Here is an 18,132-nt window from a genome sequence, read left to right as displayed (position 1 = left end):
GGGGGCGGGCCGGTACCGGACGGCGGTTTCCCAACCGTCGGGCACCGGAATCGGCGCCGGCAGCAGGCTCACCTGCATCTGGCGGGCGCTGGACAGGTCACGCTCGTACGCCAACAGCGTCGCCTCGGTCGCCATCGCCTCGGCCACCCGGGCCAGGTCGTGGCGTTCCTGGGCGGCCGTCACCCGGCTGCGCAACAACCCCGGCAGGTACGGGGGTGTGACGTACTCGAAGCCACCTCGGGCACACGCCTCCAACGCCGCCGGGTCGCCGTCCGCGAAGACCAGCACCGGCGGACGGGATCCCCCGGCGGTGAGCCGACGGCTCAGGGTCGCGACCCGCTGCAGGCCGAGCCCCGCCGAGATGAGCACCACGGCGTGACCGTGCAGCAGGCGCGGCCGCAGGGTCAGCTCGGCGGGGTCCGCATGACGCACCCGCAGGCCCAGGTCGGCTAGGCCGGCTTCGAGATCGCCGGGCGGGCCGGAGGCCGCGATGACGAGGGCGCTCCGGCTGCTCACCGCCTCTTGCGGGATCAAGGGCAATCGCCTGCCGGCCGGTGCAACCGGATGCACAGCTCGGTCCGGTTGCGCCCGTCGACGTACTCATGGGTCAGCACGNGCGGGCGCCGGCGTACGGGGGCCTCCCGGGTCGGTACGCCGACGGGTCGAACGGTGGGGCGCAGTCCTCGATGCGCAGCCAGACGGCGTCCATCCGAATTCCCCCGATGACCTCGATGAATCCCTCCCGGCCCCGGTAGCCGTGCTCGCGCGCGTTGGTGACCAGTTCGTCCGCGGCCAGCCGCAGCCGGTACGCCTGCGAATCGGTCAGGCCGGCATCGACGGCGAAGCGGGCGAGCAGGCGGGCGAGCGCCCCGGGCGGCGCGCCGTCGAGTCGGAGCCGGTAACCGGTCACGTGCCGGCTCCGCCGACCATCGTGACGCTGTGGTCGAAGCCGGTGAGCCGGATGGTCTCGGCCACCTCCGCCGTCGCGCCGGTGATCACGATCCGCACCCCCCGGCCGAGCTGCTGGTGGGCATAGACGAGGCAGCGCAACCCGGCCGACGAGAGGTAGGTCAGCCGCTCCACGTCCAGGACGAGCCGGGTCACCGTGGCCGTGTCGAGCCGGCGGATCGTGTCGTAGAGGGCGGGCGCCGACCGGCTGTCGGCCTCGCCGGCCAGCACGATCGTGACGGCCCCGTCCTCGGTGGTGGTGTCGATGTGCAGTGTCATGTCCGGTCCTCCTCGGCAGCGGGTACAGCGGTGAGCACCACCACCGATCGGGGTCCGAGCGGCAGGTGGGCGGGGTCGGCCACCGGGCGCTCCCACCCGGGCCGGACCGACGGTTCGGTGTGGTCGTGGGTGTCGGCGAACCTGGCCCAGCTCAACCCGCCGGGCAGCGCCGGTAGCCGCACCGCCACGGTTTCCGCCCCCGTGTTGGCCGCCAGGTAGACGATGTCCGGCCCGTACCCCGGCACCTCCGCGCCGCTGAACATGACGGCCAGCAGGCGGCCGGCCGCCGACCAGTCGGGTTCGTCGGGCCGGACACCGTGCCAGCTCACGTCGGGCAGGGCGGTGCCGTCTTCGCTGACACCCCGAACGTGCGTGCCGGGGCGTAGGACCCGATGGGCGCGGCGGAACGCGATCACGTCACTGGTGAAGCGCACCAGGGCGGCGTTCGTCCGCGCCATGTCCCAGTCCAGCCAGGTGAGTTCACCGTCGTGGCAGTAGGCGTTGTTGTTTCCCTGCTGGGTGCGGCCGAACTCGTCGCCGGCCTGAAGCATCGGGACGCCGTGGGCGCACAGCAGGAGCAGCAGCGCGTTGCGGACCTGCCGGTCGCGGAGCGCGAGCACGTCCGGGTCGTCGGTCGGTCCTTCGACGCCGCAGTTCCAGGACAGGTTGTTCGCCTCGCCGTCCCGGTTGGCCTCGCCGTTCGCCTCGTTGTGTTTCTCGTTGTACGAGACGAGGTCACGCAAGGTGAAGCCGTCGTGTGCGGTGACGAAGTTGACCGACGCGGCGGGCCCACGACAGCCGTACAGGTCCGGCGAGCCCACCATCCGGGTCGCCAGTTCGTTGACGCTCCCCGGATCGCCGCGCAGGAAGCTGCGCAGCGAGTCCCGGTACCGGCCGTTCCACTCGGCCCACCGGCAGTAGTGCGGAAAGCTGCCGACCTGGTAGAGGCCGGCGGCGTCCCACGCCTCGGCGATGAGGGTGACGTCGCGCAGGATCGGATCGGCGGCGATCGCCTCGAGGAGCGGCGGGTTGCCCATCGGCACGCCGTCCGGGCCACGACTGAGCACGGACGCCAGGTCGAACCGGAACCCGTCGACGTGGAACTCGGTCACCCAGTACCGCAGGCAGTCCAGCAGGAGGGTCCGGGCGATCGGGTCGTTCCCGTTGAGGGTGTTGCCGGTGCCGCTGAAGTTCCGGTACCCGCCGTCCTCGGTCAACATGTAGTAGGCGGCGTTGTCCAGCGCGCGGAGCGAGATGGTGGGGCCACGCTCGTCCCCCTCGGCGGTGTGGTTCAGCACCACGTCGAGGATCAGTTCCATGCCCTCGGCGTGCAGCAGCCGGACGAGCCGTCTGAGGTCGTCGGCCGGGCCGTACGCGGCCTTGGGGGCGAAGAAGCCCACCGGGTGGTAGCCCCAGTAGTTGACGAGCCGACGCCCCGCCGCCGGATCGTGGCGCGGGTTGTCGCATTCGTCGAACTCGAAGATGGGCATCAGCTCGACGCAGTTGATCCCGAGGTCACGCAGGTACGGGATCTTCTCCGCCAGCCCGGCGAAGGTACCCGGGGCGGCGACCCCGGACGACGGGTGCCGGGTGAACCCCCGCGTGTGCAGCTCGTAGACGACCAGCTCGTCCTTGGCCAGGCGCGGCGGCCGGTCGTCGCCCCAGTCGAACTCGGATCGCGCCACCCCGGCGCGGTACGGGTACGGGTCGCCGGCGTCCACCTCGCGTCCCCAGACCGTCCGTCCGGGAAACACCCGGGCGTACGGGTCGGTCAGCACCCGCTCCGGCTGGCCGTCCGCGCCACCACGGACCAGGTAGCCGTACTCCAGGTCGTCCGCATCGAGGTCCAGCACCGTCATGCTGTAGACCGCCCCCCGGCGGAAGTGCGGCGGGAACGGCAGCGTGGCGACCGGCTCCCGCACACCGGCCCGGAACAGCACCAGGGCCATGGCGGCGGCGCTGTGCGAGTGGACGGAGAAGTTGATGCCGTCCGCCACCCGGGTCGCGCCGAACGGCAGGAGGGTGCCGGGCCGGACCCGGTAGGGACCGAGCTGCTCGATCCCGTCCCCCGGCGTCACGGTCGTCAGCGGAGTGGTCATCGCCGCAGCACCTCCACACCCGCCTGGACCGTGTCCACGACCTGCACCGAGCCGAGGAACCCGGTGGCCGACAGGACGGCATGCACGTCCGGTGGGATCTCCGCCAACGCGAGCCGCTGCCGGCGCAGCCGCGCCTGGCGGTAGACGAGCAGGAGGATACGCAGCCCGGCGCTGGAGACGTAGGTCATGCGGCTCAGGTCGAGCAGCAGGTCTCCACGCTCGGGCAGATCCGCCTGGATGTCGGTGTTCACCTCGATGGCGGTCATGCCGTCCAACTCGCCGATCAATGACAGTACGGTGACGTCCCCCTGGACGGACTTCTCGACGCGCATGACGTCCATCGCCTCCGTTCAGTCCCGCTCGCCGGGCACCGTCAGCCGGGCCCGAACCGTCAGGTCGGACGCGGAGCGCGGCAGGCGTACGGTCATCGTCACCGGATCGAAGTCGTGGTACGGACTGCCGTCCACCTCGACGGCGCCCAACTGGGCCCGCCCCGGCGGCAACAGGTCGGGGGCGACCCGCAGCAACCGGTCCGGAAAGCCGTCCGGGCGCGGACGGAACCACAGGTCGAGAGGTTCGCGGCGGATCAGCAGCCGCTGGTAGACGGTGGCGAGCAGGCACAGCTCGGTGGCGTGGTACAAGCTCATCGAATGGCTGCCCTTGAGCCGCTCCGTCCCGAGCAGGTAGGGCAGGCCGTTGGCGAGGACGTTGAAGTAGACGCCGCCCTCGTCGTGGTCGAGGAAGAACGCGTTGTAGAACGCGGCGGACTCACGCGCCTGCCGCAGGAACTCCGTGTCGCCGCCATTGCCGGCCAGGATGAGGTAGGCGAGGATGCCCTGCTCCTGCTGCCACCATGCCTTGCGGTCGTGCCAGGTGAACCGGTGCCGGCCGTCCGCGGCGGGGATCCGGTCCAGCACGTCGTACCAACCTCCGCGGCGCAGGTCGGCGCCGACGTCGGGCATGGTGCGCCCGATCTGTTCGGCGAGACGCCGGTACTCGGGGTCCGGCCGCAGCGCCGCGACCCGCATGAGGTTCCAGGCGATCTTGAGGTTGTGTCCCACCACGGCGCGGTCCTGCTGCCACNGCCGGGGTCGAAGAACCGAGCCACGATCAGGTCCGCGGACTCGACCAGCATGTCCGCGTACTCCTGGCGGCCGGTGGCCAGGTAGAGGTTGATCAGGTAGGCGGGCGTGTGGTCACCGATCGAGTTCCAGTTCTTCCTCAGCCGGTTGTGCCGCAGCGACTCGTGGTCCGGGCTCAGGTCGAACGGGTCCAGGTGCGAGTACCACCCGCCCTGCCGCGGGTCGTGGAAGAAGCGGCGGATCAGCCGCATGGTCGCCTCGATGTCGGCGAGGATCGCCGGGTCGCCGGTCAGCCGGTACGTCTGGGTGAGCCCGACCAGCGCGTAGATCTGTTCGTACGCCGGGACCGCGGCGTGGTCGTCGCCGAACTCGGAGGTGAAGAGCTTCACCTCGACGCCGTCGCGCAGATCGATGCCGTGGTACCAGTAGACGACGTCGTGGTCGCGGTCCACGAACCGCATGTGGTCGCGCAGGTAGGCGGTGCCGGCCTCGGCCACGTCGAGCAGGTCCTGCTCGCCACTGAGCAGAAAGGCGGTGCCCATGCCGTAGACCAGCCGGGACAGCGTGTCGGTCTCCTGTAGGTACGAGTCGGTCTTGTCACCGCCGAGGCGCAGCATGGTGCGGTAGTCGCGCATGTCCACCGGGCCGTCGCCGAACTGCGCCCGCCGGTAGAACCGGGCCAGCTCGCGCGCCTGGCGGGGCCACCAGTCCGGGTGCTCGAACGGGAAGCTGCCGTCCGCCTCACCGGAGATGACCAGTCGATGGGCCTCGAAACCGACACCGTCGGCGGCGATGTCCAGGACCCCGTACGCGAACAGATGTCGGCCCGGCACCAGCAGCTCGGCCAGGTCCGCGGTGGCGTTGCGGGCCGGCTCGCCGAGGTTGCGCATGTGCTCGGCGTATACGTCGGGTGAGTAGCGGAGGCGGACCCGCTCCCCGCCGGAGGTGCGCACCTCGATCAGGCGCTCCCCGTGGTCGTGCGTGGTCACGTACCCGGTCACCAGGTCGGAGACCGTGAGGCCGGGAGTCCGCGGGTCAGGCATGGGAGGGCTCCCTGCGGGTCGGCACGCTGCCGCGCCACCAACGCCGGTCGCGGCGGGCGACGCGCGCGGCGATGAGGTCGATCAGGGTGCGGGCGAAGAGGTGACAGTGGTCGGCCGACCGCGCGGTGACCAGGTCACCGTCGACCACGATGTCCTGGTCGACGTAGTTCGCGCCCATGTTGCGCACGTCGTGCACGAGGTTGTGGTGACAGGTGAGCGGACGGCCATGGACGACCTCCGGAATCGGCGCGAGCAGCCATGATCCGTGGCAGATGACGCCCTTGAGCACGCTGGGCTCGGCGAAGGCGGCCCGTAGCAGCCGTACGGCCGGCGACAGGTCACCGGCGGTCTCGGCGTACCGGAGCCGGTCCGCGACCATGCCCGACGGCACGATCAGGGCGTCGAAGCCCCGCAGCGTGGCCGCGTCCACGGCCTCCAGGTCACCGTCGACGGTGATCGGCAGCCGATGTTCGTGGCCCTCGAAGGTGAGACGAGGCCGGCCCCAGAGGCGGGTCAGGAGGGTGACCTTCGCACCCTCCTCGGCGAAGCGGCGGCGGTAGTAGTCGATCTCGGGCTCGACGTAGTCGCTCTCCATGAGGATCGCGACCGTACGCCCGGCCAACTGCCCGTCCGGACGGAGGATGATGTCAAGCATTGTCGGTTCCCGGCTCTCCTCGATCGTGACTGGTGCGGGTGGACGCCCTCCGCCCGGGCGGACCCGGGCGGAGGGCGCCGGTCATCCGGTGAAGAGATCGATGAGGTACGGACCGGGATGGGCGAGCATCCGCTGCACCGCCCCGGCCACCTCGTCGGGCTTCTGCACCCGTTCCGCCGCTACGCCGAGGCCACCGGCGAGGGCCGTGAAGTCGATCTCCGGGTGGGAGAGGTCGAAGGCGTCCGGGTGGTCGTGCGCCTCGATCCCGCGTTCCCGCCAGTACTGCTCGATGTTCGAGTCGAGCAGTTGGTACCGATGGTTGTTGCAGATCACAAACTTGGCGTCGACGCCGTACCGGGCGGCCGTCCAGAGTGCCTGGATCGTGTACATGCTGCCGCCGTCGCCGGTGAAGCCGACCACCCGCGCCTCCGGGCGGGCGAGCTTGGCCCCGATGGCACCGGGAATGCCGATGCCCAGTGAGCCCCCACGGGTCAGGAAGTAGCTGCCCGGACGCCGTGCCGGCAGGTGCCGGACCAGCCCCGGCGAGGCCGTCAGCGCCTCGTCGAAGATGATCAGGTCATCGCCGCCGCGGGCGGCCAGTTCCGCGGCCAGGACCTCGATCATCGGCGCGTCATCGTCCAGCGTCGGCCTCGTCCAGGCCCGCCCGGGCCGGGGCCGGTGGCCGGCGGTGCCCTCCAGCCGGTCGGCGAGCGCCGCCAGGGTGGGCTTCGGGTCGGCGACCAGCGCCACCGTCGCCGGGAAGTTCTTCGCGATCTCCCACTCGTCGAGATCGACGTGAACGATCCGGGCGCCCTCCCGGAACGGGCTCACCAGGCTCGGGAACACCTCGGGGAAGACATAGGTGCCGACGATCAGCACCGCGTCCGCGTCGCCGACCACGCGGGCGCTCTGCTCGCCGAACATGTGACCCAGTTGACCGCGATACAGCGGGTGGGTGGCGTCCATGTTGACTTCCGAGTTGTCCACCCCCCACACCGGGGCTCCGAGCACCTCGGCCAGCCGGGTGAGTTCCGCCTGCGCATGCGAGACGGAAACGCCGTCGCCCATCAGGATCAGGGGATTCTCGGCCCGCCGTAGCGCCGCAGCCGCCCGGTCCAGTTCCTCCACCACCGGCAGCGCCGCGCGGCTGGGGATCGTGCTGGGCACGGCCACCTCGGCGGTCTCCGCGTCCAGCACGTCCATCGGCAGTGCGACGAAGACCGGGCCGCGGGGCGGGGTCATCGCGATCTTGACGGCCCGCCGGAGGGTACGCAGCAGCGAGTCCGGGTGGATCACGCGGGTCGCGTACTTGGTCACCGGACGCGCCATGTCGACGAGGTTCACCGCCATCTGCGCGTCCATCGCGTCGTACGCGACACCCGCCTCGCCGGCGATCACCACCAGCGGCGAGTGGCCACGCTTCGCCTGGTACAGCAGCCCGATCGCATTGCCGAGACCGACGCCGGTGTGCAGTTGCACCAGCGCGGGCGCACCTGCCGCGCGGGCATAACCGTCCGCGGCGGCGACCGCGACGGTTTCGTGCAGGGCCAGCACGTACTCGAATGCCGGAAGTTGCGACAGTACGTCCAGGAATCCCTGTTCCACGGTGCCCGGATTGCCGAACATGGTGTTCATGCCATCCGCGGCGAACTGTTCGAACATTGCGACTCTGCCAGGTCTTCTGTTCACGTGACATCCCGTCCTCGGGTGGTGCGGCAAATTGCCGGAGGGCAGCGATTCGTTACCACCCGAAACGACGCAGGCCCGACTCCAGGGCCGCCACCATCTTCTCGCCGCCGAGGAACGAGTCCGGCGTCGACCGGGCCGTGATGAACGGGTAGTCGACGATCACGGACGTCTCCTTGCCGACGTTGCCGTGGAACCGGCCGTCGGGGCCGGTCGCGTCGCGCAGGATGTACTCCAGCGGGTACGGCGGCGGGCCCATGTTGAAGTTGACGCCGACGAACCCGGTGCCGTCCTTGTAGTCGTACTCCTTGCAGTGCCCGGTCACGTGCTTGCCCCAGACGATGCTCGACCGGTCATCCCAGTCGCGGGCGAAGGCCAACGCGGCGACGCCGTAGCACAGTGCCAGGATCGGCTTGTCCGCGCGGACGAACGACAGGATCAGCTCGTGCAGCCGGCCGTTGTTCGCCAGGTCCACGATCGGACCGCTGCCACCCACGATGACCAGGCCGTCGTACTGCACGATGTCGTCGTCGAGCGTGGCCAGCTCCCGGTAGTAGCGCTCGATGAGCCGCAGCGCGTTGGGCTCGCTGTCGTAGGGACGCTCGGGGATCCAGTCGGCCAGGCTGATCGGCGAGGCGAGCCGCTCGGACTCGTCCAGCTCCCGCGCGGCGACCGCCACCTCGGGCGTGGTGACCGAGCGGCCGAGCGGCGGGTCCACGTACCCTGGGTCGAGGCTCGGCGGCAGCGCCTGCGGACGCTTGCCGTTGGGAGTGGCGAAGACCGTCTCGTACCCCTGCCGGTCGAACGCCACCAGCGGGCCGAGCAGTTCCTCTCCCCAGTAGCCGTACTCGGAAAGCACCGCCAGGATCTTCTTGGTCATTACTTTTTCCTTCCTTGGACCGTTGACTCGCATTCGGCGAACTATTCGCCGTTGCCTTCACTAAATCAGCCGCCGAACGCCTCGGAAAGGAGATCCGTATTGGCTGGCGTTACTTTCGGAGGTCGCTGTTCCAACCCCGCCCACTCCGTCAGGTCGCGTGCCGATCAGCCCGCTCAGGCGGGGCCGGAGCCGGCCAGTCGATGAACTGCGGAAAGCGGAATGTCCAGCCACCCTGGCCGGTTGCGCAACTCGTAGACGACCTCGTAGACGGCCTTGTCGACCTCGTACGCGGGCAGCAGTGGGTCGACGTCGACGCCGGTGTGTGCGACGTAGCCGGCGCGGAACGCCTCGCGCAACACCGCGGCCCAGGACCGAGCGGCGGCACGCGGGACCACCTCGTCCAGGACGGCGAGTCCGGCCGCGTAGTCGATGGAGCGCAGCATCCCGGCCACGTCCTGCCAGGGTGAGCGCCAGGCGGACCGGGACGTGACGGCCGCCGCGGGCTCCCCCTCGAAGTCGATCACCAACCAGCGACCGCCGGACCGGAGAACCTGGCCCAGGTGCAGGTCTCCGTGCACGCGCTGGACATGGCCGGCACCGGGCCCGGTCCGGGCGCGGTCGATCACCGCGCGGAGGCCGGGCAGGTACAACTGGAGCTGCCCGGCGGTGCCGCCGGCCTCACCCAGCCGCCGGATCAGGTCGGCGTGCAGTCCCTCGCGCACCTGAGGGGTGAGCCGGGCGGAGCCGAACGCCACGGCCAGCCGCTCGTGCATACGGGCCACGGTGGCGCCCAGGTCCCGGACGGCGTCCCTGACCGACGGCCCGCCCGGCGCCGGACCCGCGAGGTCCTCCAGCAGCAGGTTCCAGCCGTCGACCGCGCCCGGCACGTACCTGGTGAGAACGGCAAGGGTGACCTGACCCTCGGGAAGCCACGCCTCCACCGCGCCGAGCAGGGCGGGAACCGGCATGCCCTGATCGCCCCGCAGCCGGCGCTGCACCTCGAGCTCCGGGTTGAGCCCGAGATCGGGCCGCCGGAAGAGCTTGAGGATCATCCGCTCATCGATCACCAGGGACGTGTTGGACTGCTCCCCCGTCAGCCGACGGATCGCCACCGGCGGCCCGCTCGGCCGCCAGGGCAACGGCTCCTCGGCAGTGCAGGTCAGGCCGGGACCTCGGTGCGCCCGCCCGATCATCGTGACCAGGCCGCCCATGAGGGCCGGCTGGGCAGTCGCGTCGAAGATCCAGAGGCCGCCGGAGCGGACGATGAGGTCCTCGTTCGGAATCGCCGGCGGCAGCTCGCGGTGCCAACCCAGCGGCACCTGGAAACGCAGGGTCTCCCCATCGTCCAGCCGGGCGGCCATGACGACGAGCGCGCCCCCGGCGCCGCCGGTGTCATCGACCTCCAGCGGCGCCTGAAGCAGCACCTCGACGTCCCGCACCCGGCGCCCGGCGACGCCGGCCCAGCGACGCTCGGGCAGCCAACGGCACAGCGCAGCGCGTACCTCCGGCGTCCACGCGTCGAAGCCGGCCGACGTGGCAACGGAGGTGCTCATGACCGCGCCCCGGCCGTATCGCGCAGGCCGAGCCAGAGGTAACCGTGACCGGGCAGGGTGAAGCGCAGCGGCCCCTCCGTCACGGCGCCGAAGGGCGCGCCGCCGGTCAGCTCGACCATCTCCCGGCCGACGTCGCCGGGCAGCCGGACATCGGCGAGCTGCGGGTGGTGGGAGAGGTTGAACAGGCACAGCACGGTGTCCGTCGAGTCGTGTTCCTCGTCGCCGTCGTAGTGCCGCCGGACCACCAGCACGCTCGGGTTCGACGACTCCAGCTCGGTGAAGTCGCCGCACCCGAAGGCGGGATGGGCACGGCGGACCGCGATCATGTCGCGGGTCCAGTTCAGCAGGCTGCTCGCGTTGGCGGCCTGGACCTCCACGTTGACCGCCTGGTAGCCGTAGACCGGGTCGATGATCACGGGTAGGTAGATCCGGCCGGGCTCGCAGCTGGAGAAGCCCGCGTTGCGGTCCGGGGTCCACTGCATCGGGGTCCGCACGGCATCCCGGTCGTTCAGCCAGATGTTGTCACCCATGCCGATCTCGTCGCCGTAGTAGAGCACCGGCGAGCCCGGCAGGCTGAACAGCAGGACGGTCACCAGCTCCAACTCGGTGCGGTCGTTGTCGAGCAGCGGGGCGAGCCGCCGACGGATGCCGATGTTGGCGCGCATGCGGGGTTCCTTGGCGTACTCCCGGTACATGAACTCGCGCTCGGCCGGCGTCACCATCTCCAGGGTGAGCTCGTCGTGGTTACGCAGGAAGATGCCCCACTGCGCGCCGTCGGGAATGGCCGGGGTACGCGCGAGCATCTCGGAGATCGGATACCGGCTCTCCCGTCGCAGCGCCATGAAGATGCGTGGCATGAGCGGGAAGTGGAACGCCATGTGGCACTCGTCCCCACCGACCGCCGGGTCGCCGAAGTACTCGACCACGTCGGTGGGCCACTGGTTCGCCTCGGCGAGCAGCACGCGGTCCTCGTACTCGTCGTCGACGACCTTGCGGCACAACTTGAGGAAGTCGTGGGTACGGGGCAGGTTCTCGCAGTTGGTCCCCTCGGCCTCGTACAGGTACGGGACGGCGTCCAGCCGGAAGCCGTCGATGCCGAGGTCCAGCCAGAACCGCATCACCTCGAGCATCGCCTCGACGACGGCCGGGTTCTCGTAGTTCAGATCCGGCTGGTGGGAGAAGAACCGGTGCCAGTAGTACTGCCGGCGCACCGGATCGTAGGTCCAGTTCGACTCCTCGGTGTCGACGAAGATGATCCTCGCCTCGCGGTACCGGGTGTCGGTGTCGGACCAGACGTAGAAGTCGCCGTACGGCCCGTCGGGGTCGCGCCTCGACTGCTCGAACCAGGGGTGCGCGTTCGAAGTGTGGTTGAGCACCAGATCGGTGATCACGCGGATGTTCCGCTTGTGCGCCTCGTCGAGCAGGTGGACGAAGTCCTCCACCGTGCCGAACTCCGGCAGCACCTCGCGGAAGTCGCTGATGTCGTAGCCACCGTCGCGCAGGGGCGAGGCGTAGAACGGCGGCAGCCAGACACAGTCGACGCCGAGCCACTGTAGGTAGTCGAGCCGACTGGCGAGGCCACGCAGATCGCCGGTGCCGTTGCCGTCGGAGTCCTGGAACGCCCGGACCAGGACCTCGTAGAAGATCGCGCGCTTGTACCACTCCGGCTGCGGCCGCGCCGGACGCGCCGGCACGGGATGGGACATCTCCGTGATTGTCATCGCACTCCTCGGTCGATGCAGGTGCGGTGGAGACGGCTCGGCCGCGGAATCGCCAGGGCGAGTCCGCGGCCGGGTGGTGGGACGATGGTCAGCGAGGATCCGGCCCGATGATCCAGTGCTCCCGGGTGGCCAACTGGTGGACGTAGCGCGGCTCGACGAAGGTGAGCATCTCCTCCTCCGCCTGCTGGAACTCGGGGGACGCCAGGGCGGCGTCCAGCGACTCCACACTGTCGAACCACAGCTGGTAGGCGGCGTCCAGCAGCGCCTCGCCCACCGCGTAGGCGCCGTCGCGGGTGTGCCCCTGCAGGTAGCCGCGCAGGCCCGGCACCGCCCGCACCAGTTCGGCGTGCTTGCCGAGGCTCTGCTCCCGGAAGGACGCGAGCGGCACGCCCTCCCGGCGCTTGACCAGGCGGATCAACTTGACGCCGGTGCCGGTCTCGGCGCTCGGCGCCGGGACGACGACGTGGGCGTCGGTGTCCAACACCACGGTGCGCCAGAAGGCGGCCCAGCGTGGCTCGTCGAGTCGGGCGCCCTGCAGGAACTCCTCGGTCTGCAGGGAGGCGAGCTGCTCCTCCTCGTTGGCGAGCCAGATCTCGGCCACGCCGCTCCACTTCGGCTCACCGCCACCGGCCCAGGGCAGGCGCGTGTCGATCAGGTATTTGCGGATCTGCGGGATCTTGCTGGCGTACTGCACCGCGTGCACGTCGAGCCAGTAACGCTGGAACTCCTCCTCGCTCATCCCCGGCTTCGGGTACGCGAAGATCAACTGATGGATCATGTGAGCCTCTCCTCTCGATGCCGCGGGGATCAGACCTTGTAACGCTCGCGGACGTCGCCCGCGAACCCGAGGTAGTCCCGCAGCGGCCAGACCTCCTCGAACTCCAGGTACTCCCGCATCGGCAACCGACCGAGCGCGGTGCGGTCGAGTTCCTCGGCGTCCGGGGAGTCGATGATGGCGATCACGCGCTTCTGCGCGGCCACCTTCCAGATGCCGACGCAGAAACCGGAGTCCACGGTCTCCTGCGCGTGCTCGGCCTCCTCTGCCTCGATCTCCCACAACTCGTCGAGCGTGATTCGGCCCTCGTGGTTCCATTTCATCTGGACGTAGAACAGCATTTCGACCTCCTGGTCGGGTCCGCCGCGCGGCCAATTGACTGGCATTCGCCTAAGTTTTCGAGCCGGCTAGGAAAAGTATGGGAGGCGGGCGGAGGACACCCAATGCCGATTGCACGAAGTCGATAGAGGAATGTGGTCGCCGGTCAACCCGCACGTCGCATGAGGCGAAATTCGAGGGCGGTCGCGTACGGCGCGTAAGCCGCCCTGAGCTGCTGGAACGCCGCCCACGTCGCGTCCCGGTCCTGCTCCTCCGGCACCCCCGCGCCGACCACCAGCCGCACCGAGTCGCTGAACATCCGTTCCTCGCGGTACTCCAGGCTCACCGGTGCGCCGCCGGCCACCACACCGGCCTTCCAGGCGATCTGCTGCAGGCACCGGCTGCCGGCCAGGAGCAGCCCTGGGATCTGCGGCGGGCGGCGCGACGGCGTGACCGCCTGGAGCAGGGCTGCGGCGTCCAACACCGCAACCGCGGCTCGCGGCCAGGTCAGCGTCCCGCGCGAGGCCGAGTAGATCAACGCCGGGCAGCTCAGGTGACTGTGCTGAAGGTCGATCAGCCAGTCGGTCCACTCCGCCAGCAAGCGGTCGGTCCGGTATCCGGCGGCGGCGTGCAGATAGCTCACCGCGAGCCGGTCGGCGTCCCCGTACTGGGCCAACTCGGTCGCGATGCGACCGACCTCCCGCTCCCGCCGTCGGTACGCGCTCACGTACGTCATGAGGTGGACGCAGACGCTGCCGAGCGCCACCCCGATCGGCGGCAACAGCACCACGCTGAACTCCATGAGGTACGCGGACTCCAGGGTGGGCGCGGGACGCAGCGCGGAGTTCCGGGAGCTCACCAACTCGACGAAGACCTCCAGCAGCCCCAGCCCGAGAATCAGGAGGAAGAGCCAGAAGGAGATCGTGAGAAGGATCCAGCACGGCGCGAACGCATCAAGGATGAGATTCCCGAGGCGACGCGGCAGAAAACGTGTGCCGGCGAGGAGGCAGGCACCGAGGTGCCGCAACAATCGCGGCGTCGAACGTGCCCGCCGCCGGAACTCGAATACGACGTCGGCCAGCTTCGTCAACGCCGCCCCAGTCGCGCCCATGCCGCCGACCAGAGCAAACATCTTGATGATGCATAATTCCAAAACATTCGCCCCTCTGGAACTGCAGCGGACCGAGCAACCGGGGTGGAATCCAATCATTCTCCGCTGATGAACCGACTGGATTCAGAAATCGGCAATCGTGGCACCCGCACTACCAGCACCAGGATCGAACCTGCGAGCGAGGTTCACGCCTCGATCCTCGTCTCCGCGCACGGTTCCAGCCTGCCCATGGCACGGATAGTGTCCGCGGGTGCCACGGTCGACGACGCGACAGCCCGACGGCGGATTCTCGGTGGGCCGCTGCGACACGCTGCCGGCATCGGACGCGCCCCACCGTGACAATCCCCGCCGGCGGCATGCGCGGCTTGCGGGATCGGCGCCCGGCTCCGCCCCGACGAGCAGCAGACCGCCAGTGGCGCGGCACGGTGGATCCACCGGGAAATGCGATTTCCTACCGGTGGAATAGGCAGATCGGCAACAGACGCGGTGGCCTTTCGGCGCTTCCGCGAACCGACTTCCCCGCGCCGTCGCGTTCGAGCGCGAAGGTGAGGGTGAGGGTGGACAGGAGCACCGGACGGGTCGTANCGCGGGGCCGGCCGGCCCTGCGACACGCCGGATCACATCAGCCGATGCCGTCGACCGCGGCCCGCAGTGCGTTGATCGACGGGTCCCAGGTGAAGTTCAGGACGGGGAGACCGGAACCCGCGGCGTTGCTGTCACCACCGAGGACCACCGCCCGCGGCTTGCCGGTGCCCTGGGGGACCACGAGGTACCAACTGCCCTTCACATTCGCGATGAACACTTCATCTACCTCCTGGTCAGGCGGGTTCGGGGTGGCGACGTCCCCGACGTGGTTCTCGAAGTCCACCGTCGCGGCGAAATTCGTCGGGCTGCCGGTGTTCAGCCAGAGACTGGTGTGTACGTGTGGCCCGACACCCTGGTCACTGCCGTTCGCCGAGGCGCCGGTGTAGGCGATGGTCTGGCCCCGGGACACACGCTGGCCGGTGGAGACGGCGATCGCCGACAGGTGCAGGTGCCGGCTGTAGTTGCCGTCGTCGTGGGCCATCCCCACGACACGCCCGGTCGCGGTGGAGGTGTCGGTCTTCACGTAACGGATCGTGCCGTTCGTCGCGGCCATGACGGGCGTGCCGGTGCCGACCGCGTAGTCGGTGCCCGGCTCGCCCGAGGGCGGCGTCCGGTTCCGGTGGTCCTGCCAGGAGCTGGAGATCCGGACGTTCCCGCACGGCCGCAGATAGCTGCCGGCGGCCTGCGCCGAGCCGGGGAGCAGCGCGAAGGCGGCCGACACCCCGGATGCCGCCAACACGGCGCTCGTGAGGAATCCCCGTCTCGAAAGCCCTCGCAGATAGGCGATGCCAGCGAGATCCTCGGGCCGTATGGCACGGTGGTCGACGCGCCGTGGCGGGTCGGGGCGGGGCTCCTCGTTGAGGATCATCGATGCAATTTAAGGCCACTCGCGTTCGAGGGCAAGGCTTGATTCCACGCCTTCCGCGGTCCGGACGACCGGCGGGGCGCCATCCGGCCACGGATGGCGCCCCGGCATTCGACCGGTGGTCGGGACAGCGGGCTCAGGCGTCGGCGGCAACCGCGATGTTGAACCGGTCGAGCGCCTCCTTCTTCTCCGGCGGAAGGTCGTCGATGTTGATCGGCTCGTCGTCGTTCGTGTCGCCGTGCAGGTTGTCCCCCTTCACCAGGGCCTTGACGATGGCGTTCGCCTCGTCGGTCGTGAAACCCGCGTCGGTCAGGATGTTGATCGGAAGCTCAGCCATGCTTCGGTAGTACCCGAAGTTCCGCTACTTCTATCGCGGCGTCAGGGAGACGCGCGATCACCCGATGTCATCACGCGCGCCTGGTCGGAGGGGCTCAGCCCTCCGACCAGGTGCCCCGGTGCGCGTCACGACAACGTCGGTGCCGGGTGCCGCCGCAGCAGGTTCTCCACGTCCGGACGGCCGAATCCGAGCTGCTGCGCGCCGACCCGGCAACAGGCCAACGCTCCGGCGGCGGTCGCGAACCGCAGCGCCGACGGCAGGTCGTCTCCCCGGGCCAGCGCGGCACCCAACGCTCCGACGAAGGTGTCGCCCGCGCCCGTGCTGTCCACCACGGTCACCGGGAACGGCTCGATCTCCAGGTAGCGGCCCTCGGTACGGGCGACACAGCCCTCGCCGCCGAGCGTGACGATCACATGCGGGACGCCGTACCCGGCGACCGCGTCCAGGGCGGCCCGGCTCGACGCCCGGTCGGTCACCGGTACGCCGGTGAGCGCGGCCGCCTCCTCCCGGTTGAGCACCAGATAGGTGCAGCAGGCGAGCAACCCGTCGGGCAACGGTTGGTAGGGCGCCGCGTTCAGGATCAACGGCACCTGGTGCGCCCGGCACAGTTCGGCGAAGCGCGCCACCGTGGGCAGCGGCGTCTCCAACTGCGCGACGGCGATGCCCGCCTGTGCGAGCACACCCTCGTGTGCGTCCAGGTCGGTCGGGGTGAGCTGGGCGTTGGCGCCGGGTGAGACCACGATGACGTTCTCGCCCTGGGTGTCGACGGCCACGAACGCCACCCCGGACGGCTCGCCGGACAGGGCCCGCAGGTGGTCCACGCGGACCGCGGCGTCGTGCAGCCCGGCACGCATCCGGTAGCCGAAGTCGTCGTCTCCGGTGCGCCCGATGAACACCACGTCCCCGCCGAGTTGGGCGGCGGCGACCGCCTGGTTGGCGCCCTTCCCCCCGGGCAGGTATCGGGCGCCACCGGCCAGCACCGTCTCGCCGGGGCGCGGGATGTGCGGTGTGGTGACGACGATGTCCATGTTGATGCTGCCCAGGACCACCACCGTGGCCCGGTCGGGGCTCATGCGGCGGCCGCCCGTCGGGTGTCGGCCCGGTCGATGCGCCGGCCCGTCGGGTCGAAGACGTGCACGTCGGCCCGGTCGGCGGTGAGCCGGACCGGCTGGTCGACCGTGAACTCCGGGGTGCCGGGGAGGTCGACCTTCATCCGGGTGTCGCCGCAGCGCACGGTGACCAGGGTGCGGTCGCCCAGCGGCTCCACCATGTACACGGTCGCGTCGAGCCCCAGGTCGCCCGCCGGGGTGGTGCGCGCGGCGGTCGGTTCGAGGCGTACCCGGTGCGGCCGGAACCCGACGGTGACGTCCGCGCCGGTGGGCACGGCGTCGAGCAGCGACGGCGGCGGAGCGAACCGGCCACCGCCGTCGAGGGTCAGCACGTCGCCGCCGTCGGCCCGCCGGGCGGAGAGCAGGTTCATCGGCGGCTCACCGATGAATCCGGCGACGAACGTGGTGGCGGGCGTGTCGTAGACCGCGGCCGGGGTGTCGAGTTGCTCGATCCGGCCGTCGTCCATCACCAGGATCCGGTCGGCCATGGTCAACGCGTCCAGTTGGTCGTGCGTGACGATGATCATCGTCGACCCGACCTCAAGGTGGATGCGCTTGATCTCGGCGCGCAGGTCGTTGCGCAGGTCGGCGTCGACGTGCGACATCGGCTCGTCGAGCAGGAACACCGAAGGGTCACGGACCAGGGCCCGGGCCAGGCCGATGCGCTGCCGCATGCCGCCGGAGAGACCGGCCGGGCGGGTCCGCAGCACGTCGGTGATCTGCAACTGCTCCGCCACGGCGGTCACCTTGCGACGGACGCCGCCGTCGTCCAGGCCGCGCAGCCGCAGCGGATAGGCGATGTTGTCGAACACCGTCCAGTGCTCGTACAGGCCGTAGTTCTCGAACGCCATCGCCACGTTGCGCCGCGCCGGCGGCACGGTGGTGACCGGTCGGCCGTCGAAGCTGATCGAGCCGGAGCTGACCGTCTCCAGACCGGCGATCATGCGCAGCGTGGACGTCTTGCCGCAGCCGGACGGCCCGAGGATGACCAGCAACTCCCCGTCGGCGATGTCGAAGCTGACGCCCTTGACCGCCTCGGTGCGGCCGTACTTCTTGGTGACGTCGCGCAGGTTCACCCCGGCCATG

The 18,132-nt window shown here is 70.1% G+C and carries 20 protein-coding genes and 1 pseudogene; 2 read left to right on the top strand and 19 right to left on the bottom strand.

What is annotated here, in order from left to right; genetic code table 11:
• From B1205_RS29805 to B1205_RS33025, 7 genes and pseudogenes are all read right to left on the bottom strand, one after another.
• Positions 1-534: hypothetical protein (locus B1205_RS29805; RefSeq protein ID WP_254910005.1), on the bottom strand; the 534-nt coding region annotated here is incomplete at its 3' end.
• A gap of 73 nt (positions 535-607) precedes the next feature.
• Positions 608-910, bottom strand: coding sequence for an ATP-binding protein (locus B1205_RS16495; protein WP_089156443.1), 303 nt, complete (start codon positions 908-910; stop codon positions 608-610).
• Positions 907-1,227, bottom strand: coding sequence for an STAS domain-containing protein (locus tag B1205_RS16490; RefSeq protein WP_089156442.1), 321 nt, complete (start codon positions 1,225-1,227; stop codon positions 907-909). Before B1205_RS16490 ends, B1205_RS16495 begins: the two co-directional genes overlap by 4 nt.
• The gene (locus B1205_RS16485) at positions 1,224-3,326 is read right to left on the bottom strand and encodes a glycogen debranching protein (protein ID WP_089156441.1); all 2,103 of its coding nucleotides are present in this window, start codon (positions 3,324-3,326) and stop codon (positions 1,224-1,226) included. Before B1205_RS16485 ends, B1205_RS16490 begins: the two co-directional genes overlap by 4 nt.
• Entirely contained in the window at positions 3,323-3,667 is a 345-nt protein-coding gene (locus B1205_RS16480) for an STAS domain-containing protein (RefSeq protein WP_217809834.1), read from the bottom strand. The genes B1205_RS16485 and B1205_RS16480 overlap by 4 nt, the downstream gene beginning before the upstream one ends.
• Positions 3,668-3,676: 9 nt before the next feature.
• Complete coding sequence (locus B1205_RS31680) at positions 3,677-3,973, bottom strand: hypothetical protein (RefSeq protein WP_254910004.1); 297 nt, start codon at positions 3,971-3,973, stop codon at positions 3,677-3,679.
• A gap of 105 nt (positions 3,974-4,078) precedes the next feature.
• Positions 4,079-4,354, bottom strand: a pseudogene (locus tag B1205_RS33025) (hypothetical protein); the annotation flags it as partial.
• A gap of 278 nt (positions 4,355-4,632) precedes the next feature.
• Between B1205_RS33025 and B1205_RS33020 the strand changes: the two are divergent.
• Both B1205_RS33020 and B1205_RS33015 read left to right on the top strand, forming a co-directional pair.
• Complete coding sequence (locus B1205_RS33020; protein WP_217809832.1) at positions 4,633-4,989, top strand: hypothetical protein; 357 nt, start codon at positions 4,633-4,635, stop codon at positions 4,987-4,989.
• Between the two features lie 132 nt (positions 4,990-5,121).
• The gene (locus tag B1205_RS33015; protein ID WP_217809831.1) at positions 5,122-5,322 is read left to right on the top strand and encodes a hypothetical protein; all 201 of its coding nucleotides are present in this window, start codon (positions 5,122-5,124) and stop codon (positions 5,320-5,322) included.
• Between the two features lie 121 nt (positions 5,323-5,443).
• On the opposite strand, the gene B1205_RS16470 is transcribed toward B1205_RS33015, so the two are convergent.
• The 12 genes from B1205_RS16470 to B1205_RS16415 all read right to left on the bottom strand — a co-directional run bounded on the left by B1205_RS16470 (position 5,444) and on the right by B1205_RS16415 (position 18,131).
• Positions 5,444-6,106 carry a DJ-1/PfpI family protein gene (locus B1205_RS16470; protein ID WP_089156440.1) on the bottom strand — a complete coding sequence of 221 codons (663 nt, stop codon included), beginning with the start codon at positions 6,104-6,106 and terminating at the stop codon, positions 5,444-5,446.
• Between the two features lie 81 nt (positions 6,107-6,187).
• The gene (locus B1205_RS16465) at positions 6,188-7,768 is read right to left on the bottom strand and encodes a thiamine pyrophosphate-binding protein (RefSeq protein ID WP_217809830.1); all 1,581 of its coding nucleotides are present in this window, start codon (positions 7,766-7,768) and stop codon (positions 6,188-6,190) included.
• 79 nt (positions 7,769-7,847) lie between these two features.
• Entirely contained in the window at positions 7,848-8,672 is an 825-nt protein-coding gene (locus B1205_RS16460) for a type 1 glutamine amidotransferase domain-containing protein (protein ID WP_089156438.1), read from the bottom strand.
• 173 nt (positions 8,673-8,845) lie between these two features.
• A complete protein-coding gene (locus B1205_RS16455; RefSeq protein WP_089156437.1) occupies positions 8,846-10,225 on the bottom strand; it encodes a phosphotransferase in 1,380 nt (459 codons plus the stop codon).
• A complete protein-coding gene (gene treS, locus B1205_RS16450) occupies positions 10,222-11,946 on the bottom strand; it encodes a maltose alpha-D-glucosyltransferase (protein ID WP_089156436.1) in 1,725 nt (574 codons plus the stop codon). Before treS ends, B1205_RS16455 begins: the two co-directional genes overlap by 4 nt.
• An 88-nt stretch (positions 11,947-12,034) precedes the next feature.
• Positions 12,035-12,724, bottom strand: coding sequence for an EthD domain-containing protein (locus B1205_RS16445; RefSeq protein ID WP_089156435.1), 690 nt, complete (start codon positions 12,722-12,724; stop codon positions 12,035-12,037).
• Positions 12,725-12,753: 29 nt separating this feature from the next.
• On the bottom strand, positions 12,754-13,062 hold the full coding sequence (locus B1205_RS16440; protein ID WP_089156434.1) for a muconolactone Delta-isomerase family protein: 309 nt from the start codon (positions 13,060-13,062) through the stop codon (positions 12,754-12,756).
• 143 nt (positions 13,063-13,205) lie between these two features.
• Positions 13,206-14,171 (bottom strand): hypothetical protein, encoded by a 966-nt coding sequence (locus B1205_RS16435; protein ID WP_140158080.1) that lies wholly within the window; start codon positions 14,169-14,171, stop codon positions 13,206-13,208.
• Positions 14,172-14,772: 601 nt separating this feature from the next.
• The gene (locus B1205_RS16430) at positions 14,773-15,474 is read right to left on the bottom strand and encodes a M23 family metallopeptidase (RefSeq protein ID WP_176308648.1); all 702 of its coding nucleotides are present in this window, start codon (positions 15,472-15,474) and stop codon (positions 14,773-14,775) included.
• Between the two features lie 262 nt (positions 15,475-15,736).
• Positions 15,737-15,937 (bottom strand): hypothetical protein, encoded by a 201-nt coding sequence (locus tag B1205_RS16425; RefSeq protein WP_089156431.1) that lies wholly within the window; start codon positions 15,935-15,937, stop codon positions 15,737-15,739.
• Positions 15,938-16,062: 125 nt separating this feature from the next.
• On the bottom strand, positions 16,063-17,010 hold the full coding sequence (locus tag B1205_RS16420) for a ribokinase (RefSeq protein ID WP_089156430.1): 948 nt from the start codon (positions 17,008-17,010) through the stop codon (positions 16,063-16,065).
• Positions 17,007-18,131: an ABC transporter ATP-binding protein gene (locus tag B1205_RS16415; RefSeq protein ID WP_089156429.1), complete on the bottom strand. Its 1,125-nt coding sequence runs from the start codon at positions 18,129-18,131 to the stop codon at positions 17,007-17,009. Before B1205_RS16415 ends, B1205_RS16420 begins: the two co-directional genes overlap by 4 nt.
• Position 18,132: the final 1 nt, after the last annotated feature.

It is taken from the genome of Micromonospora sp. NBS 11-29, from assembly GCF_002140155.1.
GTDB lineage: Bacteria > Actinomycetota > Actinomycetes > Mycobacteriales > Micromonosporaceae > Micromonospora.
This window is presented reverse-complemented; position numbering and strand designations above follow the sequence as displayed.